This is a genomic window from Butyrivibrio sp. INlla16 (assembly GCF_900104155.1).
Lineage (GTDB): Bacteria > Bacillota > Clostridia > Lachnospirales > Lachnospiraceae > Butyrivibrio.
This window is the reverse complement of sequence record NZ_FMYB01000004.1, coordinates 40,727-65,840: the sequence shown is the minus strand read 5'-3', so window position 1 is coordinate 65,840 and position 25,114 is coordinate 40,727. Positions and strand designations below refer to the sequence as shown.

The 25,114-nt window shown below is 40.6% G+C and carries 24 protein-coding genes; 23 read left to right on the top strand and 1 reads right to left on the bottom strand.

Annotation, left to right across the window (positions count from 1 at the left end; all coding sequences use genetic code 11):
* Positions 1-6: 6 nt before the first annotated feature.
* From BLR42_RS03130 to BLR42_RS03090, 8 genes are all read left to right on the top strand, one after another.
* A complete protein-coding gene (locus BLR42_RS03130; RefSeq protein WP_091866592.1) occupies positions 7-1,002 on the top strand; it encodes a dynamin family protein in 996 nt (331 codons plus the stop codon).
* A gap of 11 nt (positions 1,003-1,013) precedes the next feature.
* Positions 1,014-3,317, top strand: a complete 2,304-nt coding sequence (locus tag BLR42_RS03125; RefSeq protein WP_170832621.1) for a dynamin family protein — start codon at positions 1,014-1,016, stop codon at positions 3,315-3,317.
* Between the two features lie 15 nt (positions 3,318-3,332).
* Entirely contained in the window at positions 3,333-3,803 is a 471-nt protein-coding gene (locus BLR42_RS03120; protein WP_091866588.1) for a hypothetical protein, read from the top strand.
* 328 nt (positions 3,804-4,131) lie between these two features.
* Entirely contained in the window at positions 4,132-7,302 is a 3,171-nt protein-coding gene (locus BLR42_RS03110) for an ATP-binding protein (RefSeq protein WP_091866584.1), read from the top strand.
* The gene (locus tag BLR42_RS03105) at positions 7,302-7,826 is read left to right on the top strand and encodes an HNH endonuclease (protein ID WP_091866582.1); all 525 of its coding nucleotides are present in this window, start codon (positions 7,302-7,304) and stop codon (positions 7,824-7,826) included. The genes BLR42_RS03110 and BLR42_RS03105 overlap by 1 nt, the downstream gene beginning before the upstream one ends.
* A 14-nt stretch (positions 7,827-7,840) precedes the next feature.
* Positions 7,841-8,239, top strand: coding sequence for an SMI1/KNR4 family protein (locus BLR42_RS03100; RefSeq protein ID WP_170832620.1), 399 nt, complete (start codon positions 7,841-7,843; stop codon positions 8,237-8,239).
* A gap of 115 nt (positions 8,240-8,354) precedes the next feature.
* A complete protein-coding gene (locus tag BLR42_RS03095; RefSeq protein ID WP_139165097.1) occupies positions 8,355-9,101 on the top strand; it encodes a lecithin retinol acyltransferase family protein in 747 nt (248 codons plus the stop codon).
* Between the two features lie 133 nt (positions 9,102-9,234).
* Positions 9,235-10,284: a GTPase family protein gene (locus BLR42_RS03090; RefSeq protein ID WP_091866578.1), complete on the top strand. Its 1,050-nt coding sequence runs from the start codon at positions 9,235-9,237 to the stop codon at positions 10,282-10,284.
* 216 nt (positions 10,285-10,500) lie between these two features.
* Here the strand turns inward: BLR42_RS03090 and BLR42_RS03085 are convergent, their stop codons facing one another.
* Positions 10,501-10,899 (bottom strand): hypothetical protein, encoded by a 399-nt coding sequence (locus BLR42_RS03085; RefSeq protein ID WP_091866576.1) that lies wholly within the window; start codon positions 10,897-10,899, stop codon positions 10,501-10,503.
* Between the two features lie 476 nt (positions 10,900-11,375).
* On the opposite strand from BLR42_RS03085, the gene BLR42_RS03080 reads away from it, so the two are divergent.
* The 15 genes from BLR42_RS03080 (at position 11,376) to BLR42_RS03010 (ending at position 25,107) form a co-directional block, all read left to right on the top strand.
* A complete protein-coding gene (locus tag BLR42_RS03080) occupies positions 11,376-12,458 on the top strand; it encodes a DUF5688 family protein (protein WP_091866574.1) in 1,083 nt (360 codons plus the stop codon).
* Positions 12,459-12,565: 107 nt separating this feature from the next.
* The gene (locus BLR42_RS03075) at positions 12,566-12,793 is read left to right on the top strand and encodes a hypothetical protein (RefSeq protein WP_022766320.1); all 228 of its coding nucleotides are present in this window, start codon (positions 12,566-12,568) and stop codon (positions 12,791-12,793) included.
* Positions 12,794-12,795: 2 nt separating this feature from the next.
* Positions 12,796-13,242 carry a hypothetical protein gene (locus BLR42_RS03070; protein WP_091866571.1) on the top strand — a complete coding sequence of 149 codons (447 nt, stop codon included), beginning with the start codon at positions 12,796-12,798 and terminating at the stop codon, positions 13,240-13,242.
* An 11-nt stretch (positions 13,243-13,253) separates the two neighbouring features.
* The gene (locus tag BLR42_RS03065) at positions 13,254-13,733 is read left to right on the top strand and encodes a PcfB family protein (protein WP_091866569.1); all 480 of its coding nucleotides are present in this window, start codon (positions 13,254-13,256) and stop codon (positions 13,731-13,733) included.
* Entirely contained in the window at positions 13,730-15,493 is a 1,764-nt protein-coding gene (locus BLR42_RS03060; protein WP_091866567.1) for a VirD4-like conjugal transfer protein, CD1115 family, read from the top strand. Before BLR42_RS03065 ends, BLR42_RS03060 begins: the two co-directional genes overlap by 4 nt.
* A gap of 247 nt (positions 15,494-15,740) precedes the next feature.
* Positions 15,741-15,953, top strand: coding sequence for a Maff2 family mobile element protein (locus BLR42_RS03055; RefSeq protein ID WP_026494173.1), 213 nt, complete (start codon positions 15,741-15,743; stop codon positions 15,951-15,953).
* A 53-nt stretch (positions 15,954-16,006) separates the two neighbouring features.
* Positions 16,007-16,216 carry a hypothetical protein gene (locus BLR42_RS03050; protein WP_091866564.1) on the top strand — a complete coding sequence of 70 codons (210 nt, stop codon included), beginning with the start codon at positions 16,007-16,009 and terminating at the stop codon, positions 16,214-16,216.
* Between the two features lie 156 nt (positions 16,217-16,372).
* Positions 16,373-17,239 carry a VirB6/TrbL-like conjugal transfer protein, CD1112 family gene (locus tag BLR42_RS03045; RefSeq protein ID WP_091866562.1) on the top strand — a complete coding sequence of 289 codons (867 nt, stop codon included), beginning with the start codon at positions 16,373-16,375 and terminating at the stop codon, positions 17,237-17,239.
* Between the two features lie 18 nt (positions 17,240-17,257).
* Positions 17,258-17,647: a PrgI family protein gene (locus BLR42_RS03040; protein ID WP_091866560.1), complete on the top strand. Its 390-nt coding sequence runs from the start codon at positions 17,258-17,260 to the stop codon at positions 17,645-17,647.
* Positions 17,648-17,663: 16 nt separating this feature from the next.
* A complete protein-coding gene (locus tag BLR42_RS03035) occupies positions 17,664-20,051 on the top strand; it encodes a VirB4-like conjugal transfer ATPase, CD1110 family (RefSeq protein WP_026494174.1) in 2,388 nt (795 codons plus the stop codon).
* Positions 20,052-20,069: 18 nt separating this feature from the next.
* The gene (locus BLR42_RS03030; protein ID WP_091866558.1) at positions 20,070-21,824 is read left to right on the top strand and encodes a C40 family peptidase; all 1,755 of its coding nucleotides are present in this window, start codon (positions 20,070-20,072) and stop codon (positions 21,822-21,824) included.
* A 12-nt stretch (positions 21,825-21,836) separates the two neighbouring features.
* Positions 21,837-22,178 carry a DUF4315 family protein gene (locus BLR42_RS03025; protein ID WP_091866556.1) on the top strand — a complete coding sequence of 114 codons (342 nt, stop codon included), beginning with the start codon at positions 21,837-21,839 and terminating at the stop codon, positions 22,176-22,178.
* Positions 22,165-22,965: a DUF4366 domain-containing protein gene (locus BLR42_RS03020; protein ID WP_242879165.1), complete on the top strand. Its 801-nt coding sequence runs from the start codon at positions 22,165-22,167 to the stop codon at positions 22,963-22,965. The genes BLR42_RS03025 and BLR42_RS03020 overlap by 14 nt, the downstream gene beginning before the upstream one ends.
* 127 nt (positions 22,966-23,092) lie before the next feature.
* On the top strand, positions 23,093-24,694 hold the full coding sequence (locus BLR42_RS03015) for an ArdC-like ssDNA-binding domain-containing protein (RefSeq protein ID WP_091866554.1): 1,602 nt from the start codon (positions 23,093-23,095) through the stop codon (positions 24,692-24,694).
* Positions 24,694-25,107, top strand: coding sequence for a hypothetical protein (locus tag BLR42_RS03010; protein ID WP_091866552.1), 414 nt, complete (start codon positions 24,694-24,696; stop codon positions 25,105-25,107). Before BLR42_RS03015 ends, BLR42_RS03010 begins: the two co-directional genes overlap by 1 nt.
* Positions 25,108-25,114: the final 7 nt, after the last annotated feature.

Below are 25,114 nucleotides of genomic sequence, written 5' to 3'. Positions count from 1 at the left end.
TGATTTATGCAAGGCAGTGGTTCATTAGTTTCCAAAGATTTTTTTCCTGAAAACTTAGAATTTGATGTGAATAGGATATTTCCAATGGTTGTAGTTGCAACTATGTCCAGCGGTAAAAGCACCTTAATTAATGCTCTTCTAGGTAAAGACATTCTTCCAAATAGAAATGCTGCGTGTACTTCTTTACCAGTATCAATATTGGATGATGATAGACCTACTAAAGAAAGTGTTTTTATTACTAATAAGGCAGGCCAAACAAGTGTTACAAGTAAGGATATTGACCAGGTTTTGGAAAAGGCTAATGAGGACACAAATGTAAAAAGCATTTTTATAAGATCTCATATCAAAGGGGTACTAAATACTGATAGAGCATTACTCGTTATAGATACTCCTGGACCAAACAACTCCCAGAACTCTGAACATGAGCAAGCGTTATGGGGCTTAATGGATAAAATTAACGGAGGACTAATACTGTACGTACTAAATGCAACTCAGCTGGGGATCAATGATGATAAGTACCTTATCGGGGAGATAAAAAAACTAAAAACTGCTAAACCTAACTTGTCTGTAATTTTTGCCTTAAACAAAATGGACGAAATAGATGAGGAATACGAGAGTGTTGAAGATTATGTTAAAACTGCAAACAGGTATTTGACAGAAAATGGGTTTGAAGGTTCAACAATCATTCCAGTATCTGCCATGGCTGCTATGGTATTTAAGAAAGCCTTGGCAGGCACAAAAATGACTCGCAGTGAATGCAATTTATTTGAAGCATTTTATAGTTTATATGTTCCAAATGACTATAGTATGAAGAAATATGCTATTACCCCTGATTTAAAAATGCAGTTCGAAACCATAGAAGTAAAGGGGAAAACCTATAGAATAGGAGATTTAAATCAAGCACTCGAGAATACAGGAATAAGTATTTTGGAGGATTGTATACAAAAAGCACAAATAATGGGTGGTAAGAGACTAAAGAATACAATCAGAATAAAAGGATGAGGAGGTACATCATGACAGAGTTTTATATTGAGTATAACCCATATACAGTTGAGTGCATTTTTAAAAAGAATGGAAAAGTATTAGGTGATAATAGCAAGATTGGTTCTAAGTCTGATAATCGTCTTCAAATCCTTCTTGGTGAATCGCCAAATTGGAAGGGGCTTATTGAGGAAATCGTTGATTGTTGCGATGATGATCAGATAGACCTCTCTTTTAGAGGAAGAAAGATAGATTATGATGACCTTCGTTATGCTGTTGATTTATTTAAAGGCAAAGCGGAATTCAAAATGTCATTCGAGGAAACGCAGAATGATTCTGATGTTATAGCACATCTGGATTCAATATTTGATGAGATTAAGGCAAAGAAGCTTCCTGAATTCGAAGTTAAGACTGCCCAGGGCAAAGATGTATTTGATGCTTATGAAGAAGTGAAAAATGGGCTATTTGAGGTGAGTGTTATAGCAACAATGAGCAGTGGAAAGTCCACTCTTATTAATTCACTTTTACATACGGAGCTTTTGCCATCTGAGAATAAGGCTTGCACAGCTACAATAGCCAGAATTATTGATAATGATGAAATGGATAGTTTTGAAGCCGAATGTTATGCATCGGATAACCAAACTGTTGTATATCCAAAAGCGCAAGTGGATTTGGACATATTGAAGGAATACAATTCTGATCCTAAGGTGACTTTTATTGATATAGAAGGCAGCGTTCCGGGAATACCCAGCGATAAAATAAAGCTCTGTTTAAGGGATACTCCTGGCCCTAATAATTCAAGAGATACTAATCATGAACGATTAACGCGCTCCATAATCAAGAGAACAAATGCTGTTGTGCTTTATGTTATGAATGCTACACAGATTGGTATAAAGGATGATAAGCAACTACTTAATGATATTTCTAGTGAAATGAAGTTGGCGGGAAAACAGTCTAGAGACCGCTTTATTTTTGTCATCAATAAGTGTGACGCATTGGATGAGGAAAAAGGGGAAACTTTAGACCGTTTGATAAACGATGTTAGGGATTATCTTAGGGAATTTGATATTGTTGATCCAACTATAATTCCAACATCCGCACGGCTTGCTCTTTTAATCAGAAAATCTAGAAAAGGCGAAAAACTATCTAGAAAAGAATTGCAGGAATTACAACAAATAGACGATTTCGTTGAGAGCGATTTACTACATTTTGAGGAGTATGCATCGTTAACGCCTACAGTAAAAGAAAAGCTGCGCCTGAAAGTTTCTGATTATCATAAAAGTGAAGATGACTGGGATCTGGAAGCGTTGATACATACTGGTGTTCCAGCAGTAGAGGAAACGATATGTGAATATATTGATAAGTATGCGTATCCGATGAAGATTAATGATGCGATAAAGGATATTGTAGGTGTGCTAGATGAATTAGACATGAAATCTGGGTTTGAAAAGAGTATTGCTAAAGATAAAGACCAATTGGAGGTGGTTAGAAAACAGATAAGCAATGCAAAGAAGAAACATGAGGAAGGAAAGAAAATTTCTGAGCAATTTAAAAATCGTATAGGTGCTTTTGAGTTGGATTCTAATGCTTCTGATAATGAACAAAAACGTGTTGAGAGAGAACTGAGGAAAATGTCTAAAGAATATGATAATCAGGAGAAGGTAGATAAGACAGAGGCAACCGGTAAGATTCAAGCATGGGAGGAAACACTTAATTCTTATCAAAAAGAATGCGAAGGAAAACTTAATCGAGAGATAGATGTTAATCTTTTCAAAAAGGGCAGTGAAATGTTGGAGGATTATTCTGCTCATGTCAGATCTATATTGGAAGATGTTAAAATCGATGGTTTTGAGTTTAGTAAAATCCAGTCTTTTAAGCAAATAAAAATGGACAATGTTGACCAGATCATCATTGACAATGAGACCAACAGATATAGGAATGAAGTAAGGTATAGAGACAACCCGGAAAGAAGTGGATTTTGGGGTAAGTTTAAGTTTTGGGTTCCCAAAAAGGAAGAATATACCGCACGAGTTAAAGATGGAGTGGATGTAAATGTTTCTGAGGTTGTTGCACAGATTATGGGCACTTTTTCTAAGAGCATAAAGGGTAATATAAAAGAAATGTTTAATCAAGCTGATAAACAGATGGCCGACTATAAGAAAACATTTATTGAAAACGTTGACAATTTGGATGCTGAGATTGAGCGGATACTTCAAGAATTAGAAGATTCAACTGCAGAGTCTAAGGCCATCGAGAAACGAGTGGAAAATAATGAACAATTATCGGAATGGGTATCTCATAAAGAAGAAGAGATCAGGACGCTTTTGTCATTTTAAGAAAGGGGGAAAAAGATGCTCAAAGTTATAGAGGAAGGAATACAAAATAATGATGTTGATTCATTAAGGGATGCATTAGGAAATCTGGTTTATACAAGTAGTGATTTTTCAAGTGGAGAATTTGAGGAGTCTTTACGCTATATAGAGAGTAAAGGGATAGCAATAAAAGATAATCATCTGACTGGACCCGATCTTATTTCAAAAATAAAGACTGAGTTTACTGATGATGATTTAGCGGATTCAGTATATGAACTTAAGAAGAATTTTTGTGATGAACGTATTGAGGATGTAAAAGCTATTGGAAAGGCATTGAACGCGAAAAAAGATGAAATAAAGAAATTTGTTCCGCAGGATTCAAGTTCGGATGTACGACTCGGTGATGACCCAAACTTGTCAAGCCACCCGCAAAGGAGCAATACAGCATTGATAATAATATGCGCGGTGGCAGTGGTTATGATAGTGCTGTTGGTTATTTGGATGTTCTAAAGTTTAGTAATAAGGATATAAAGAGTCAGTATAAATGCACTGATCCTACTGTTCGTGATTGGAAGAAGAAACACTGTTCTAATTGTACTTTGAAGGAGCATTGCAAAGAAGGTTCTGCCTTGCGATATAAGCAGTACAAGAAGAAAAGGAATGCGGCGCTAAAAGAGCATTGCTTTTGTGAATTGCACAAAAGGATATGTACATTAGAAATGTGCACAGATTTTAAAAAATGCAACCGCGTAGCTAAGCAAAACAAACAGAGATTTGTTAATGCTTTCATGAATGATAATCGGGAGTTACTGAATAAGCTTTCGAAAGGAGGTTTTTGATGAACTCTAATGTTCAAGAGGTATTGGATACTAATAAAATGATGTCTTCGCTGGATTTGGCGAAAGATGTAATAACTAAGGATTATCTTTACAAACTTGGCGAATATGAAGTTGCTGAGATACCAGCTGAATTAGCAGAGATTAATATAGCTGATTGGGTTAGGATATTTAAATTCACTAAGATGGTGTCTGACAAAAATGAGAACAATATTGATAAGATGGTTACTGTGTTGAATGCAGCATATTCCATCGGTGCAACTGTTGTTACGCTGATTGTCGGAAAGAAAAATATTACAGAATACTATCTCGGAGTGGTAAGCAAAGATATTTCTCAGGAAAAATATACAATTGAGTCTCAAGGAGAAACTATTAAGGGCGTGCTTGAAGGTAATTTCCCTGGACTAACGATACAAAACATTAAAGGGAAAGAGAAAAACAAAGTCCTAAATTCTATGACTTCGTTTGACTATATTACTGCTATTTCTGGGATAGCATCTATTAGAAAAGAGAAAGAGAGCTCATATCAAAAATATGTTCAAGGCATTGAGCACTTGGTTGATTCACTTGCTGGCAAAGAATACCGAATCACAATAATTGCTGATCCTGTAAATGAGAGAGATTTGGATCAGACTAAAATGGGATATGAAAGCTTATATTCTCAGATTGCGCCTTTTGCTCAAACTACGTTGAGCTTTAATGAAAATGAAACCATAACAGTTACTCAGGCGCAAACAGATGGCATAAGTGAAACCATAGGTGAGAGTACAGCTCTGACTCAGAATTATACGAAAACAAGTGGATGGTCGGAAAGTTCAACTAAGGGATCTGGAAAAACTGTAGATAAGAGCAGAATTGTTGGTACTGCCATAGGAACTGGAATAGGCATATTGGCCACAGTGGCTACAGGCGGTGCTGCAGCACCGTTAATAGCTGTAGGCGCATGGGCTGGTGGAAAACTTGGGTCTGGGCTAGTTACTACAAATAAGAATGAGTCTGAAACTTCTACTGAAATGGGAAACACAGCAGAAGGGGTATCTAAAGCAAAGACAAAAAATACATCCACAACAACAAATGCTAGTTCAACTACGAGTGAAGCCGAAGCACAATCTCATGGGCGGACAATTCAGATTACCAATGAGAACAAAATCGTAAAAGAATTGTTGGATAGGATTGATAAAAATGTAGAAAGGCTTCATCGCTGTGAGGCATATGGTGCTTTCAATTGCGCAACATATGTTGTTTCATCGGATCCAAGTACAAATGCATTAGTGGCTAGTGGATTTAGTGCGTTGATGAAAGGAGATACATCAGCACTCCAGGCGTCGTATATTAACAATTGGAGTTGTAAGGATAAAAATGGGTTGGAGATTAAGAAGTATTTATCAAAGCTTACACATCCTCTTTTTGTTAATCCAATTAATTCCAGCGTTTTATTAAGTCCGGCATCATTAGAAAATTCTTATGAACTAGCTGTGAACTTGGCGTTCCCTAAGAAATCAATAAATGGTCTACCTGTTTTTGAAATGGCTTCTTTTGGCAGAAATCTGCCTTCAGCATCAATATCGCAGGATTTGAAAATAGGTAGCTTGATGCATATGGGTTCAGAACAAGGTACAGAGGTGAGATTAAACTTGAAGAGCCTTACAATGCATACTTTTATTACGGGGTCTACTGGCGCAGGTAAGTCAAATACCATATATCAGATGCTTAGAGAGCTTAGGAATAAAAAAGTAAGCTTTTTAGTTGTTGAACCTGCAAAGGGAGAATATAAACACGCTTTAGCAGATTTGGGAGTGCATGTATATGGAACTAATCCCAACAAGTCTGATCTTTTGAGAATAAACCCTTTCAGGTTTCCAGAAGGTATTCATGTTTTAGAGCACATTGATCGTTTGGTAGAGTTATTCAATGTATGCTGGCCTATGTACGCTGCTATGCCTGCTGTATTAAAGGATTCTGTAGAGCGGGCGTATATTAAAGCTGGATGGAATCTGTCAAGCTCAAAAAACACAGTTTCAGATAAGCTTTTCCCAAGTTTTATTGATGTATTGGAAGAGTTAAATAATGTTATAGGGGAATCTGCATTCTCGCAAGAGGTAAAGGATAATTATGTTGGTTCCTTAGCTACCAGGATAAAATCATTAACTAATGGTATATATGGAGAATTATTTACAAATGACGAGATAGGTGATGATGTTCTTTTTGATTCCGATGTCATAGTAGATTTAAGTAGAGTTGGTTCGATTGAGACAAAGTCGATGATCATGGGAATAATTATAATGCGACTTCAGGAATATCGCTTATCTAGTGGAGATATGAATTCTGATTTAAAACATGTTACTGTCTTAGAGGAAGCTCATAACCTATTGAAACGTACTTCAACTGAGCAGAATAGCGAATCATCTAATTTATTGGGAAAATCTGTCGAAATGTTGGCCAATGCAATCGCTGAGGTTAGAACATATGGTGAAGGATTTATTATCGCGGATCAATCTCCAGGTCTTCTTGATATGAGTGTGATAAGAAATACTAATACGAAAATAATTATGCGTCTACCTGATGCAGAGGACAGAAATCTTGTTGGAAAAGCTGCTAATCTTAATGAGAATCAGATCAATGAGTTGGCGAAAATGCCGACAGGTGTTGCTGCTATTTACCAAAATGATTGGTTAGAGCCTGTATTATGCAAGGTGGATTATACGGAGAATGATAATTATTTTGTGTATAAGCAGGAGAATTTTAATAACTCGGATTCCTTAAGGATAAAACTTATTAGGCGGTTATTGGCAAAAACTGCTGGAGAAAGGATGGATCTAAATCTAAGTCAGGCTATAAATGAAGTGATAATGTCTCCGCTTAAGTCCAAAACTAAGATTGAAGCAATATCTGCATTAAGTAGAAATGGAAAGGCTGAAAAGTCTGAAATCAGTTCCGTAATATATGACATTATTTGCACAGAGCAGATGGAAAAGGAAGCTGAAGGTGTGGACAGCATAGATGAATGGAAAGCGGTTTTTGTCAGTGCAAACGATTCGATGATTGAACTGTTGGATGAAAATGAACAGAATCAAGTCTTAGAATGTGTATTACGTGAACAGATTGAGAGATACGGCAGACCTCAGGAGTATTTAGAAACGTGGAATAAATATTTGAGAGGGGAGGTGTATTAATGATAAAAGAAGTTTCCGAGATTTCTAAAAATGTGTCAGCTAAAGAAATATCTAGCAAAACTAAGGCTTTTGAAAATGCCAATAAAGATGTCAAACAGCCGCCACGGCATATAGCTACAATTAATGAAAATCTGAAAGGTCAGACGGTTCCAGGAACAAATGTTGAATATAAAAGCCATACATTTAAAGCTAACGGAGAATTGGTAGAAGGGGTATTTCCTAAATTTCAACCGGTTGCTGAAGTGAGGATTCCTCCCATGTTCTATAAGGCATCGGATACCACACAATTTGAGTTGTGTACGAAAAGTTTACAAGCTAGAATAGAAAGAGACCCATCATTGGCAAGTAAGTTTACGCCAAGGCAGCTTGAACAGATTAAAAATGGAAATCCTAGGATATCTGGCTTAACATGGCATCATAATGAAGTACCAGGTAAAATGCAACTGGTTGATGCTGATGTTCACGCAAGGTGCAGACATACAGGCGGAAGATCCATTTGGGGTGGCGGCGGAGAATGCCGATAAGAAGGAGTAAACACATGAGCATAGAATGGAAATATAAAATTGATCTTAAAGATAAAAAAGTCTTTTCAGAGATTGAAAAAGAGAGAAAAATAAAGATTCCGGAAGATTTGAAAAAAATAATAATTGAAGGCAATGCAGCAACTCCAAATAATTATAAAGTAATGATGGGAAGTGACGAGCGAGTTGTTGGGGCAATTCTATCTTTTAATAAAGATGATAAGGATGTAGATACAGTATTTACAGCTCTAGAGGTGGTTACAGATAAGGATTTATTACCTTTTGGAATAGATTCGTTTGGTAATTATTTCTGTTATGATTTATCAAAGGAAAAGGTTGTCTTTTGGGATCATGAAACTGGTGAGTCCTATCATTCTGAATATGGTATAGATGAATTTTTAGCAGCTTTATATTAGGCGTTTGAAGAGTAATGTTTTTTTGCAATCAGTGGACACTTTGTGTCCACTGATTTTTTTATACTTGAATCATCAAAAACATAGATGTTGGTAGTTTATTTTTGAGGAAGTCAGTATGGAGATGTTAGCAAATATACCATTAAAAGTTATGGACAAAGAAATCTTTTGGGATACTTCCAGAAGTGAAAAAGGTTGGAAACTTCAGAAGCACAGCATCACTGGGCATGCACGAATATTGAATGAAAAGGGAATCAGGATGGCTTGGGGGGCTTGCGATGAAATGAATGATTTTTTCGATAAACTAATTAAACCATGGAAGGGATGCAAAAAAGGCGATATATTAGCAGTTCAGAGGTATGGCGGTATTTATTCACACTATGCTGTTTATATAGGGTACGGTAAAGTTATACACTTTGCACAAGAAGAAAAAGATGGAATAGCTGGAGCTTGTAATATACATAAGGCAGATTTTTCAGAGTTTCTTAAGACAGATACGTGTTATGAAATTATACATTTCCCTGAGGACGGTTCGGATCCTGTACATGAATGTGTAAATCTCAATGATATTGATAATAGGAATGCATATGAAACAGTGAATCTTATTCCGGGACTGAAAGCTGCAATGAGGAATTTGAAGGGATATCATCTTTATTCAGCAAAGGAAACGGTTGAGAGAGCAAAATCAAGAATTGGTGAAACTAAGTATAATCTTGCTTTAAATAACTGCGAGCATTTTGCGTTGTGGTGCAAAACGGGATTGAAGGAGTCTTCTCAAGTCGAGGATTTATGGAAATCGTTTTGGCTCGGACGGAATAAGACTGTTTCAGTAGAGAGGAAAGGTAAGAAGATTTCATATGCTTAATGAGGGACAAAAAATATATTTTGTGTGGACTAATTTTGTCTGCCTTGTTTGTTATCCTTCATATATAAAACACAGTTAAAGCACAATAATCACTGAAAAGAAGTGCTTGCAAGATTATAACGAGGAGGGAATCATGAATACGGAGAACATGAATTCAGAAGAGAAGGCCACTACTTCAACCACAAGTGGCACATCAACTACAGAAACTAAAAAGAGCATATATTCACTGATAGAAGAAGAAATCAAATCGATGGATATATCAGATGAGGCAAAGAAGAGGAAGCTTAAGAAGCTGGCAAAACTTAAAAAACAACAGTTGAATGTAATGCTTGTTGGAGCAACGGGAAGCGGTAAGAGCTCTACAGTAAATGCTCTATTTGATATGAGCGTTGCAAAGGTGGGCGAAGGAGTTGATCCGGAGACTAGGAAGGTTACGGAGTTCCAGCTTGATAATCTTACTGTTTGGGATACACCAGGTTTGGGAGATGGAGTTGAGAAAGATCAGGAAATAGCAGATGAGATTCTCCTAAAACTACAGGAAAAAGATTCTGAAGGTGAGCAGCTTATTGATTTGGTAATCATGGTTGTGGATGCATCTTCAAAGGATCTCGGAAACTACTATACCATCATAAATGATATTCTCATCCCAGAATTTGGAGACCTGGCAAGTAAGAAGATTGTAATCGCATTGAACCAGTCAGATATAGCTATGAAAGGCACACATTGGGATTCTGAGAATAACAAGCCGGATGATGTACTTGAAACGTTTTTGAAGAAAAAGGCAGCGTCTGTCAGAGCAAGAATCAAAGAAAACACTGGTCTTGACCTTAAGCCTGTATGTTACTGCGCAGGATATTCAGAGAATGGAGTTCAGAGAAAGCCTTACAATCTTACAAAGCTTCTCTACCACATTGTAAAGGCGGCGCCAAAGGCAAAGAGGCTGACTATCGCTGAAAATCTAAACAATGATAGCGCTAATTGGGCCTACAATGAGGATGTCAAATATTCTGAAAGTCTGAAAAAGGATTTTGGAGATATTGTTGTAGACTGTCTTGGCGAAGGTATGGACACGGGCTGTGATATAGGCGGTGATTTACTTGGAATCCCTGGAATGATAGTTGGCGCTGTTATCGGTGGTGTTATTGGCGGAGTGGCTGGAGTAATTAAGGCAATAGCGTCATAATTCATTTGTTGCAAGGGCTTTAGGAGATAGAGCTTCCTGCAAATATTTATTCTGGACAGAGCGGAGAATATGCATATCTGGATAAATATAATTGCTCGAAAAAGGGAGCATTACTTTTGGAAGAAAAACTAGGACCTTTACCAGAGTTTGATGAATTGTTTGGACGATAAAAATAAGTAATGAGGCTTCAAGGAGATGAATCTTTGGAGCCTTTCTTTATGCCACAATTCCATAAGTATCAATCAGCCTCCAGAAGTATGAATCGCTTCTCTTTTCCTCATCAACGCTTATGGTATTTCTGTTTCTCATCTGGTATTCGTCATGGCCGACAATATAGAGGATAGTATCGTAGAGGGTGCCAAGATCGGTCTGGTAGTGGTATTCTTCTTCGATATGATGTTTGTGGTAAAAGGTATAGCCACCATATTCATAGACAAGCTTCCAGCAGTGACCGGTATTGTTGGACTGAAGTTCCATGCTTCTGCCATCTCTAGATAGTACAGTGAAATACTGTTTTTCAGGATCATAATTGATCTTACCGGATTTAAGATTGTGCTTTGAAAAAGGGACAAAAAATGTGTACTGCATTGCCTGCAGATCTTCGAATGTAAACATAGATATTCCTTTCGTGAAAATAGTTATAGTTCTTGTGTGTAAGTGTGTTATGTGTGTGGAATGAAGATTATTACGATCGTAATAACCGCGCCTGTGAATTGACGCATGTAACAATTTATCAAAATGAAAAAGTAATGTAAAGAGGTTTTGGATAAAAAATTATCGTAATTGAAATTCTATTTCTTGGATTAATGAAGATAGGTGAAAAAATTTTTGAAAAGTTTACCTCAACTTTACCCTAAGTTTACCCTGATATTACCCCAAGTTTACCCCTCTCGTCACTTTTCAATCGATTTTAGGCATGATATTATTATAATGCGCCAAGTGATACGGATTACAAAATGAAGTCCGAACCACGAGGCGTTTTTCTTTTGCAAAAGAATATGTTTTTGTTCCGGCACTGTGTTGTGACGAATGCGTCATGACCGGTGCTTTTTTCGTGCCAATAATTATTTGAAAAGAGAGAGGAAAACAACATGGATTTTGAAACATTTAAAGAGAATCTGGTAAGGGACGTTAAGGAAGCGCTTGATGCAAGAAACGGTGGAGACACACTGGTAGAGACCAGAACTGTAGATAAGATGAACGAGACCTACGAGGCAATCACTGTAAAGCCGGAGGACAGCATCATCGGAGTAAATCTTAACGCAACAGCTCTTTACAAGGAGTATGAGGACGGAAGATCTTACGATTCTATTGTAGAGGGATCTGCTGATATGGCGGACAACGCTCTTAAGTCCAGACCTGAGTTTGATGTGGATGCATTCAGTGATTACAGCAAGATGAAGGATTCACTTGCCATGGAGGTTGTTTCCAAAGACAGAAATGCGGACCTGCTTGAGACTGTTCCTCATAAGGATATTGAGGACATGTCAGTGGTTTATCGCTTCGTGATCGGAGATACAGCCCAGGGTACAGGAACAATCCTTGTGACAAATCAGATGATAGATAATTACGGAATCACTGCAGACCAGCTCCATGAGGATGCTGTGAAGAATGCTCCTGAGATCAGACCTCTTGTTATCGAGGGCATGGCAGAAGTACTTGCCAAGCAGATGGGAGTTGAGGACCTTGAGATGCTTGGTCTTAACATTCCACCTGAGCAGGAGCAGATGTTTGTTGCATCTGTAGAAGGAAACGTTCACGGAGCCGGAGTTCTGGCTTATGAGGATTTCATGGACAAGGCTTCTGAAAGAGTTGGAGGTCAGAGCTTCTTCATTTTGCCCAGCTCTATACATGAGCTTTTGATCATCCCTGACAATGGCAACTTTGACCTCAAGAGCCTTGAGAACATGGTAAAAGAGGTAAATGCCACAACTGTGGATCCTGCAGACCAGCTCACAGACAACGTATATCACTACGATGCTCAGGACAAGGTATTTGAGCTTGGTGAGAAGTTTGTAGAGCGTCAGGCTGAAAAGGAGACAAAGATTCACGAAGCTTCTGAGAAGAAGTCACTTCTTGGAGACCTTAAGGCAGCCAAGGATGAGGCGGCAAAGACACCTCACAAGGATGCTGCTGAAATCGGCACTAAGACAAAGGGTGAAGCAACACTCTGATAAAACCATTCACTAATATGGGAATAAGATAACGGCGCCGGGCTGATGTGCACACTAAGCCTGGCGCTGTTTTTAAAGACATTTTCTAAGAACGGGGAGAGAAGAGGATGAGTAAAGGCAGAGAACGTCAGAGAGCCAACAAAAGGAAGGCTCAGGAGCGAAAAGCGCTGAACTGTTCAAGGTTTAGCTGCAGGGATTTGAATCCAATTCCGCAGGGAGGGATCAAGCCGCAGAATTGTAAAACGCCTTGTTCATATGGAACAGGAAAACCATTCTGCTATCCATGCATGGCTAAGATCATGGACGAACATAGAAATTCAAGAAAGGCGGCTTAAAGATGGAAGAGCTAAAAATACAGATAGAGCTGGATCCGGTCAATGACAAGATAATCCAGTTTCCGGGGAACACAAGAAAAATAAAGAGCGATATCAGTAATCCGATGGCTCTTGTGGTAGGAACGGATAGTAATTTTCGTACAGTGAGTACCAGAGAGTTAGACAGGATGCTGGAGGCTCTGGGGGATGATGGACTGGCATATTCTCTTTGTGATGATTATATGATGGTATTTTCGAGCAAAGCCATAGTATATACAGAGTTTGGGAACTATCTTGTGGGAAGTGCCGTGTTTATGAAGACGGGCAGAGATTCCAGGATAAAGGAACTTTCAGATTTGGACATAAAGGCGATAAGAACTCTGTTTGAGAGGAGTCTTGTAAAGCTGAGCTGCGCATCAGTCAGCTTTAAAGCATTTCCGCTTGAACATGACTATGGCGAAGCTGCATGAGGTAACTGCCTATGAATAATGGTGAGACTTCAAAGGAAGCCATAAGGTTTGTGATAAATGTTGCCAGAGTTTCCGGGAGTGGCCTCATAAAGGGAATAAAGATCTATATGAGGAACCATGAAAAGAGACATAATGCTCCGAAAGAAGGTAAGCAGACGGTAAAGGAACTTATTAAACAGGGGCAGGGTGCTTCAAGCATGGAAGTAAGCGGTGAGAGCATCGGAACCTTCAAGAAAATTGCTAACAAATACGGAGTGGATTTTGCGATTGTAAAAGACAAGACAGCAGATCCGCCTCGTTATATGTGCTTTTTCAAGGCTAAGGACATGGATGCTATTACAGCTGTGGTAAAAGAGTATTCTGCAGAAATCGTAAAAAGAGGGCAGAAGAAAGAAAAGCCCAGCCTTGTCCAGCAGCTCCGTAAGCTTAAGGAAGAAATCTCAAAGAAACCTCGCAAGGTAAAGACGAGATTTAAGGAGAAAGTCAGGTGAACAGAAAGGTAAAGAAGAAAATCATCCTTAATATCCCGTATGTAGCTGTGGGGCTTTTCTGTACCAATCTTGGTGAAGCATGGAGAATAGCCTGGGGGAGCAATATGTCTGAAAAGGTCCAGGGACTTGTCCTTTATGGTGGCCTTAGTAAGGCATTTGCAAACATGCTTCCCAGCATTCATCCTTTTGACCTATGTATTGGCATTGCTTTTGGAGCAGGTCTTAGGCTTGCAGTCTATATCAAAAGTAAGAATGCCAAAAACTTTCGCCACGGACAGGAGTATGGATCAGCGAGATGGGGAAAACAAGAGGATATAGAACCGTTTGAGGACCCGGTGTTTGAAAATAATGTGATCCTGTCACAGACAGAACGCATTACCATGAACAACCGGCCAAAGGATCCCAAACTTGCAAGGAATAAGAACGTCCTTGTGGTAGGTGGTTCTGGTTCCGGTAAGACAAGGTTTTTCATAAAACCGAATCTCTTACAGTTCCACAGTTCCTATGTATTGACTGATCCCAAGGGAACCGTCATCAATGAAGTTGGTAACGCTTTTGTACAGGCTGGCTACAGGATAAAAATATTCAATACTGTGAATTTCAAGAAGAGCATGCATTTCAATCCGTTCCAATATATCCATTCGGAGTCTGACATATTGAAGCTTGTAACAACACTCATGGCAAATACCAAGGGTGAGGGCACTCCCGGAGATCCTTTCTGGGAGAAAGCCGAGAAGCTGCTTTATACAGCACTTATCGGCATGATCTATTATGAGGCTCCTGAGGAAGAGAGGAATTTTAATACACTTGTTGAAATGATCAATTCCATGGAGGTAAGGGAGGATGATGAATCATTCCAGAATGCAGTGGATATCCTGTTTTCAAGGCTTGAGAAAAAGAATCCTGATCACTTCGCAGTAAGGCAGTATAACAAATACAAATTAGCTGCCGGAAAGACTGCGAAATCTATTTTGGTTTCATGCGGTGCAAGGCTTGCCTGCTTTGACATTGAGCAGGTTCGTGAAGTTATGAGTTATGATGAGCTGGAGCTTGATACGCTTGGGGATAAGAAGACGATACTGTTCCTTATCATGTCAGATACGGACAGTACTTTTAATTTCCTTATCAGTATCATCTACAGCCAATTGTTCAACCTTCTTTGTGAAAAGGCTGATGATGTGTATGGGGGTAAGCTTCCGGTACACGTTCGCTGCCTCATTGACGAGGCGGCGAATATCGGCCAGATACCTAACCTGGAAAAGCTCATGGCTACCATACGAAGCCGTGAGATATCAGCAGCGTTGGTTCTGCAGGCAAAGTCACAGCTGAAGGCGATATACAAGGACAATGCAGAGACCATCTGTGCAAACTGCGATTCGCAGATATTCCTTGGAGGATCCGAGCAGTCAACGCTTAAAGATATAAACGCTACTCTCGGAAAAGAGACCATTGATATGTATAACACAGGTGAGTCCAGGGGAAGCCAGCCAAGCTACAACATGAATTACCAGAAGCTTGGTCATGACCTTATGAGCATTGATGAGCTTTCCGTAATGGATGGCTCAAAATGTATTGTGCAGGTAAGGGGCGTAAGACCTTTCCTGTCAGACAAATATGATCTTACGCAGCATCCGAACTACAAGTACACAGCGGATGCAGATAAAAAGAACTGGTTTGATGTGGAGAAGTTCCTTAGCCACAGAGTAGTTCTTAAACCTGATGACGAATATGAAGTCATTGAGGTAACAGATGAGGATTAAGGTCTATTGCTACGTCGATAAAGGGCGTGGCTCTAAAGGCTTTTTCCTATAAACGCCTGTAAAAGGGCAGGTGTGGCCACACGCCGGGAATTAGTCGACGGATTTCCGGCAGCAACTATTAACCGGCATCACAGCAAAACGAGTGGTGTCGCTGACAAACAAAAACTATTTGCAGAAAGGAGATACTGTGCTATAATACCTATAGATATTTAAAGGGCTATTATAGTACGGTAGAATAATAGCTACTATGGCATTTTTTCAGAGTTCAATCACAACATTGCAGACAATCGTAATCGCCCTCGGCGCAGGCCTCGGTGTGTGGGGCGGAATCAACCTTCTTGAGGGTTACGGCAACGACAATCCCGGTGCAAAATCACAGGGAATGAAGCAGCTCATGGCTGGCGGCGGTGTCGCTCTTATCGGTACTACAGTAGTACCTCTTCTTGCAGGACTTCTTTGATTTGACCATGCGTATAATTCGTGCTACTATATTCATGAAAGGCAGGTACTATCATGAATATAGACACGAAGACGCTTGTTTCAATCACTGATGTAAATCACAACTTTTCCAGAGTTACGAAGATAGTGGAAGAGCATGGATCTGCTCTTATCCTTAAAAATAATGCCCCTAAATATCTGATGCTTGATCTGACCACAGTAGATGATAAAGCGGTCGAAAGCATAATGAAGAAAGCAAGTGTGGGTAAAAAGTCATCCAAGTAACCTGGAAAGCCTGCATCCTGAAAGATAATGACAACTGAATATAGTAAATACTTTCATGGACTGGTCGTGTGGGAAATCCCATAGCCAGTCCTTTTTTGATTCAACAAACAATTAAAAGTCCAGCGGTAAGCTGGCAGAAGAAACAGGAGGGATATTTTGGAAAGAGTATGGCAGGAACTGGAAGAACATCTCAAAGAGTACATAATCCCTTCCCTTATGACGCTGTTCCAGACCATGTTTGGATATGTGAATGATGAAGTCAGTGGTATTGCTTCTGATGTTGCAATGACCCCATCGGCTTTTTCACCATCGGTCTTTGGCATGGTAAGGAATGTTTCGGAAAATGTGATAATGCCGATTGCAGGCATAATACTGACGTTTGTCGCGTGTTATGAGCTGATACAACTTATAATCAGCTACAACAATCTGGCGAACTTCGAGACATGGTTTATCTTCAAGTGGATATTCAAGACAGCAATTGCAGTGGAGATCATCACACACACCTTTGATTTTGCAATGGCTGTATTTGATGTGGCTAATCATGTGATATCAAGCGCGGGTGGAGTCATAGCTGCTTCCACAGCAATAGATTCCTCTGCACTTTCATCACTGCAGTCCACGCTTGAAGCCATGAATATTTTTGAACTTTTCGGACTGTATTTTCAGGTGTCCATCATCTTCATAACAACCCTTATATTATCCAAGATAATATTCGTGATCATTTATGTGAGGATGATCGAGATCTATATGTACGTTTCCATGGCTCCAATCCCATTTGCAACATTCGGAAACAGGGAGCAGAGTGCTTTGGGAATGAACTACGTGAAGAGTCTATTTGCCCTTGGTTTCCAAGGATTTTTAATCATGATATGTGTTGGTATCTACGCGGTGCTTATACAGTCCATAGCATTTTCGGGAGATATAGTCGGATCCCTCTGGGGAGTTGTGGGCTATACGCTTCTGCTTGCATTGTCCCTATTTAAGACAAGCACAGTTGCAAAGTCGGTATTACAGTGTATTTAAGGGAAAGGAGTAACAGATATGGCAGCTTCGTACATAAGCGTGCCAAGAGACTTAACAAAGGTCAAAAGCAAGGTGTTCTTGAATCTGACCAAAAGACAGCTCATATGTTTTACAGTGGCGGCACTCATAGGAGTACCGTCATTTTTTCTTATAAAGAGCGTGGCTGCGGTCAATGTGGCAGTAATGGGAATGATGGTACTTATGATGCCGATATTCTTTTTTGCCATTTATGAAAAGAACGGAAGACCTCTGGAAGTTTATCTTGGCCATTTTATACAGGCCGTTTTCATAAGACCAAAGAAACGTCCGTACAAAACGGATAACTATTATGCAGCACTGGAGAGATGTGCTGCTACGCAGAAGGAGGTGGAGAAAATTGTTCGTGCTTCCATGGAAGAAAAAAGATAATTCCAGGGAATTTAAAATGCCCGAAGGATTATCACGAAAACAACAGGAAGAAGTAAAAGTAATCATAAAAAATGCAAGGAAGGACGATGGGACTCCAAGATCAGCCCAGCAGACACTTCCTTTTGAGAGAATGTTCCCGGATGGTATCTGCAGAGTAGGAGGGGATTTCTACACAAAGACGATACAGTTCCAGGACATCAACTACCAGCTTGCACAGCAGGAGGATAAAACAGAGATATTTGAGGAATGGTGTGGATTTCTGAACTTCTTTGACAGTTCGGTTCAGTTCCAGCTTTCATTCATGAACTTCGCAACAGAGATAGGGGATTTTGAGAAAAAGATAGCAATTCCCCATCAGGAAGACGGGTTCAACGATGTAAGGGATGAGTATTCTGGAATACTCTTAAAGAACATGCAGGCAGGTAATAACGGACTTACAAAAGTAAAGTATATTACTTTCGGTATCCATGCGGATTCAATGAAGTCCGCTAAACCAAGGCTGATCCATATTGAAATGGATATCCTTAACAATTTCAAACGTCTGGGAGTAATAGCTGAGACTCTTAACGGTGCACAGCGACTTGAACTCATGCACAGACAGACTCATATGGGAGATAATGCAAAGTTCCATTTCGACTGGAAGTATCTTGCTGGCAGCGGTCTTTCAGTAAAAGACTTCGTGGCTCCAAGCTCATTTGAGTTTCCTAATGGAAGATATTTCAAGATGGGAGATACATGGTGTGCCATGAGCTTTCTTTCAATCGATGCTTCCGATGTGAGCGACAGGATGCTTGCGGATTTCCTTGGAATGGAATCCAGTCAGATCGTCACAATGCATCTTAAGTCAGTAGACCAGAACGAGGCTATTAAGACTGTAAAGCACACGATCACTGAGCTTGACAGAAGCAAGATAGAGGAACAGAAAAAGGCAGTAAGAGCCGGATATGATATGGAGATCATACCAAGTGATCTTGCGACTTATGGCAAGGATGCAAAGGCACTTCTTAAGGAATTGCAGTCACAGAATGAGAGAATGTTCCTTCTGACTTTCCTTATCATGAATACAGGAAAGACAAAGGAAGAGCTGGATAATAACTTATTCCAGGCTTCATCCATAGCACAGAAGCATTCCTGTAATCTGATAAGACTTGATTTCCAGCAGGAGCAGGGCTTTGTAAGCACACTTCCTCTTGCATATAACGAAGTTGATATCCAGCGTGGTATGACAACTTCAAGCACAGCTATTTTCGTGCCTTTCACCACACAGGAGCTTTTCCAGGATCACAGGGGAGCTCTTTATTATGGACTTAATGCACTTTCAAACAACCTTATCATGGTAGACAGAAAGATGCTTAAGAACCCTAACGGACTTATCCTTGGTACACCAGGTTCCGGTAAGTCTTTCGCTGCAAAGAGGGAGATTGTAAATTCTTTCCTTGTAACAGACGATGACATCATCATCTCGGATCCTGAGCAGGAGTACAAAGCTCTGGTGGATTACCTTGGCGGTCAGGTGATAAGGATCAGTCCTACATCCACGCAGTATGTAAATCCCATGGATATCAACATGAACTATTCTGATGATGATAACCCGGTCATGCTGAAGGTTGATTTTATCCTTTCGCTCATGGAGCTTATCATGGGTTCAAGGGATGGTCTGCAGCCTACAGAAAGAACAGTCATCGACAGATGCACAAGGGCGGTCTACAGGAAATACCTTGAGAATCCTGTGCCGGAGAACATTCCGATATTGGAAGACCTTTACAATGAGCTTTTAAAACAGGATGAACCGGAAGCCAAGTATGTTGCGACTGCTCTTGAAATCTATGTAAGTGGTTCGCTCAGCGTGTTCAACCACAGGACAAACGTGGATATCAATTCAAGGCTTGTTTGCTACGACATCAAGGATCTTGGTAAGCAGCTTAAGAAGATAGGTATGCTTATTATTCAGGACCAGGTATGGGGCAGAGTTTCAGCCAACAGGGAAATGGGAAGATCCACAAGGTATATCATGGATGAGATGCACTTGCTATTACGTGAGGAACAGACTGCAGCCTACACAGTGGAAATCTGGAAGAGATTCCGTAAGTGGGGAGGCATCCCGACAGGTGTTACACAGAACGTCAAAGACTTTCTTGCAAGTGCTGAAGTTTCCAATATTTTTGAAAACTCAGACTTTATTATCATGCTTAATCAGGCTATTGGTGACAGACAGCTTCTTGCCAAGCAGCTGAATATAAGTCCGCATCAGCTTTCGTATGTAACACATTCGGGAGAAGGTGAAGGACTTATTTTTTATGGAAATGTCATTCTGCCGTTTATAGACAGGTTCCCTAAGGACACCAAGATCTATAAGGCGATTTCCACCAAGTTCTCAGAATCTTCTGAGGATAAAGCTGCTTAAACAGACAGGAGATGAGTTATGGAAGACGGATTATATACAAGGAATCCTCCGGGTGAGGAGGATTCTGCATCTCCGGAGGATAAAGTTCCGAGAGTGCATGGAAACAAATTAAAGAATAAGGATTCTGCCAGAAGATATTACGAACAGAAGCTCCGTACCGGTAAAGCTGATAACAGCATGACACCGGAGGAGAAACAGCACAGGGACAAGATAAAGAAGCAGACGCAGAAGAAGGCTGCAGAGGTCGAAAAGACAAGGAAAGCAGAGGAAGCAAAGAAGAAGGACCGAAATGTGAGTAAAAGTTCGGGAAATCTTTCGGATGCAGCATCGAAAACCGCAGCTGGAGTCGGAGTCATGTCAGATGTTGTGAACTCTACGGATGATGGCAAAGGAGAGATTGCCGTTGCTGAGGAAGTTTTTGATATTGGCGGATATGTTGCCAGCGGTGCAGTCAGTCACGTTACTTCGAAGGTAAAAAGCGGTAAGTACAGCAAGAAAGTACATGGGAAAAGAGAGCTTTCTGGTGGAAGTACAGATGCTGCCAAGGAAAGAGCAAGGAAAGAACTTCAGAGGAAAATGATACAGAAGCAGGCCAAGGCTGCAGAAGGCGGTGCCAAGTTTGGTGAAAAGGTAGGAGAAAAGGCCAGTGATGTAGTAAGTGCAATCGGTGAGTGGATGAAGAACTTTGCCGAAGAGCATCCCGTGATCAGTATAATCGTGGTTCTGATACTTCTTGTAGTACTTGTATGCGCTGGATTTCTTAATTCCTGTGCAGCAATCGGATCCGGAGTAGGCGATGTGACCATAGTAACCTCTTATACTGCAAAGGATGAGGATATCCTTGCGGTAGAAGATGATTACAAGGAACTGGAAGATGGGCTTCAGGACGAGATAGATGAGATTGATACGGATGGATATGACGAAGTTAATTACTATCTTGATGAAGTAGGGCACAATCCATATCAGCTTGCAGCGATACTTACTGTGATTTTTGAGGCTTATACAAGGGATGAGGTCCAGGCTAAACTACAGGAAATCTTTGAACTACAGTATGAGATCACTACGGAAGAAGTTGTTGAGACCAGGGAAAGAGAGGTCGAAGACGTAAGGTGGGTTGAAGATGATTCCTACGAAGATGGCGGCTATTGGGAAGAGTATACCTATACCGAAGAATATGAGTACTACATCCTGAATGTCTATCTTGTAAATCACACCCTTGATGAAGTGGTTGAAGAGCTTGGCTTCACTGATGATGAGATGGCACGTTACGAAGTGCTGCTTGAGACCTATGGTAACAAGAAGTATCTCTTTGGCGAGGAAGATTATTACAACATCCCAGATGATCATCCCGGAGACAGGGACGACTACCATGTGCCGGGGGAATACCTTACAGATGAGCAGTTTGCAAGGATGCTTCATGAAGCAGAGAGCCATCTTGGAACACCTTATGTCTGGGGCGGTTACAGTCCTTCGGGATTTGACTGCTCAGGATTTGTGAGCTGGGTAATAAATCACTGCGGTAACGGATGGAACTTTGGAAGACTTACTGCAAACGGACTCAGGGCAAGAACAGACTATGTTCCAACTTCAGAAGCAAAGCCAGGTGATCTTATCTTTTTCCAGGGCACATATGATACAGCCGGGGCCAGTCATGTCGGAATATATGTCGGCAACGGAATGATGATCCATGCAGGTAATCCTGTGAAATACTCATCGATCAACACGCCATACTGGCAGAGCCATTTCCTTGAATTTGGCAGAATTGGCGGTTAAGGGAGGACAGATATGTTTGAGAAACTGAATAAACTAAGAACTGAGCATGAAAAGGCCAAGGCAAGGTTAGAAGAAGCCAAGGCAAAGTATGAGGAAGCAGAAGAAAAGCTAAATGCAGAGCTGGCTACAAGCATACTTGATGTGGTTGCACGAAAAGACTTCACACCGGAACAGCTTGCAGAGCACCTTGGCGTAGCTGATAAGGAAAAGACTGCTTCATCCAAGAGTAAGAAAAAAGAAGCAAAGCCTACGAAGGATGAAGATGCCGAGCCACTGCCTTTTACAGAGGATACAGATGCTCGTGATACTGGAAATGATGGAATTATGGAGGATATCTTAAATGAAAGCTTTTAAGTTAATAACTGCCAAGGCAAAAGTCCTTGGCTGCTCAGTGGCTCTTATGGGGTCACTTTTTTGTTTTACACCGGTAACTGCATTTGCAGGTGGATATGACTGCACCTGTGAGACTAAGTGTACTGAGGATCATGTTGATGAAAACTGCAAACTCTGCAAGAAGGACTATCGTAACTGCGAGGGCAAGGAGCCTGAGATAGAGGAAAAGTGGGGACCACTTACTCCGGATGGAAACATGGAACTTGTTGATGATTACGGAAGTCTTGAAGCCGGTGGCAAGCAGTTCATTACTGTTATGACCAAGAACGGCAACTACTTTTACATCATTATTGACCGTGATGATGACGGTAATGAGAAGGTCCACTTCCTCAACATGGTTGATGAATCAGATCTTTTATCTCTGATGGATGATGACCAGGTCAGTGAATATATCAAAGTTACAGGAATAGGTAAGGAAGAGGAAAAAGAGCCTGAGGTTGTAAAACCCGAACCACAGCCCGAACCTGAGCCGGAACCTGAACCAGTTGAAGAAAAGCCAGAGAAAGAGCCTGTGAATGTAACAGGAATCATGGCGATCATCCTTATTTTTGCACTTGGTGGTGTAGGTGGATTCATGTATTACACATCAACAAAGAATTCAAAGAAGAAGTCCAGCGGTGAGGATCCGGATCAGGACTATGAAGACGAGGACTATCTTAAGAGCATGAGTTCAGATGCTGACGATGATGAGATCCAGCTTGATAGTGAGCAGGCTGATGAGTCTTCAGGTGATGGAGGTGATGAGTGATGGCAAGAAAATCAAGATATGTTGCCTATGCAAAGGTTGCAAGAAAAAATGTGAAGGGAACAAAGAAGCAGGAGCCGGTCAAGGCTCCTGCTGGCGTTAAGGGCGAAAGAAAGTAAGGGGGATGCCTATGGATGAAAACAAAGGAAAGACCGGTGGCGGTTTCCAAAGGCTGTCCAACGAAGAAAGACTGAAAGAACTGACGGACAAGCTGCAGGATGGCGTTAAGGCAGTTCGTGACAGTGCAGAATACAAGAAGCTCCTTGCTACAATGGCAAAGTTCCCGCATTATTCCTTGAACAACTGTATGCTTATAGCGATGCAAAAGCCCGATGCAACTTTATGTCAGGGATATAATGCCTGGAAAAAGATGGGGCGTTATGTAAGAAAAGGTGAGAAGGGAATAAAGGTCATAGCACCAAGCCCTTATACAATCCAAAAGGAAGTGGATGTGTTGGATTCCAATGGCAGACCAGTTCTTGATCATGATGGAGAGCCTGTGAAAGAGACAAAGGAACTTAATCTTATGGGATTCAAGGCAGAGACAACTTTTGATGTTTCGCAGACGGAAGGAAAGGAACTTCCCAGAGTAGGCGTTGATGAGCTTAAGGGCAGCATTGATAAGTATGAGGTCCTTATGGGAGTTCTCAATGATATCAGCCCTGTCCCAATTGGATTTGAGGACATCAAGAGTGGAGCCAAGGGATATTACCACACAGAGGATAAGAGAATTGCAATACAACAGGGTATGAGTGAGTTGCAGACTCTTAAGACCTGCATCCATGAGATTACTCATGCAATGCTTCATGGGGAAAATGCATCCGATATCAGCAAGAATAGGAAGGAACTTGAAGCGGAAGGTACAGCAAGTATTGTGTTGTCTTTCATGGGCTATAACACAGATGATTACAGTTATCCATATCTTTGTGGATATACATCGGACGCAGATATGAAAGAGCTCAAGGCTTCGCTTGGAACAATCAGACAGACTTCATCCAGAATCATCAAGAAGATTGAGGATAAGCTTGGAGAGATCTACAAGGACAGAAATCCTGAGATTGTGCCGGATAACGAGCCGGAGAAAGATTCTTCCGGGAAGATGAGGGGGGGTGATGAAAAAGAAATCAGCACCAGCAATAAAGGTCCTATATCAAATGTTGCAACACTACCGAAAGAAAAGGAGATTGCAGAAAGAGCAGCCATACTTGTTACGGAACTAATGAAAGAACCGGGCGTGGATATAAAGCCCATTGAAGAAGTTACGAAATGTTATGGTATTGCTCAGACTAATGCCTGGTATGGTGGCCCTAAAGAGTTCCATTTTCTGTCTGAAAAGGGACAGATTGATTTCATTGGACACACCTATGAATGTGGATATGAAGATTTCAGTGCCACGACAACGATAATGGAAAATGGCAAAGTGCTGTTCGACCTTGATGGCGTATGCACAGGAGCATATAAGATCAGCGTTAGGAATGAAGGAAGCTTTAAAAGTGGAAGTGAGTGCATAAAGTATCTTGAGGAAAAATATAAGAATGAAAGCTTTATTGCGGTGGATAGAGATGGACAAATAATCCCAAAGAAAAAGACCATTGGAACAGTACGTATACTGCCCGATGGTGCCGGAGGAAAGAAACAGTCTCTTTTGGACTCGCTGAAAGTTGAAAAGGAAAAAATCAAAAATAGAATAACCGGAAATACCGGTAAGGATGAAAAGGGGGTGACAATCTGATGGGGACAGTAGATGATGGATGGAAGGATGCTTCTGATTTTTCAGATGAGCTTCCTTTAGGAAAATTTGAAGATGGCAGTGGTTCCACTCAGGCGTATGAGGCTGATGATATTGTCGGCAACTGTCCTGTGTGTGGTACTCATGTTGTAGAACGTGAAAAGGGATTCTTCTGCAACAATATGGACTGCAACTTTGCAGTCTGGAAGAATAATAGATTCTTCCAGGCTATCGGAAAAGAAATGACCAGAGAAGTTGCGGATGACCTTGTGAACGGTGGAACAGTTAAACTCATTGACTGCAAGTCACAGAGAACTGGAAATACATTCAGCTGCTACGTTGACCTTACAACTGACGAGGAGGGAAAAGCTCATTTCGAGATCCGATTTCCCAAAGGCGGACGCAGAAGGGAGTGATATCGTT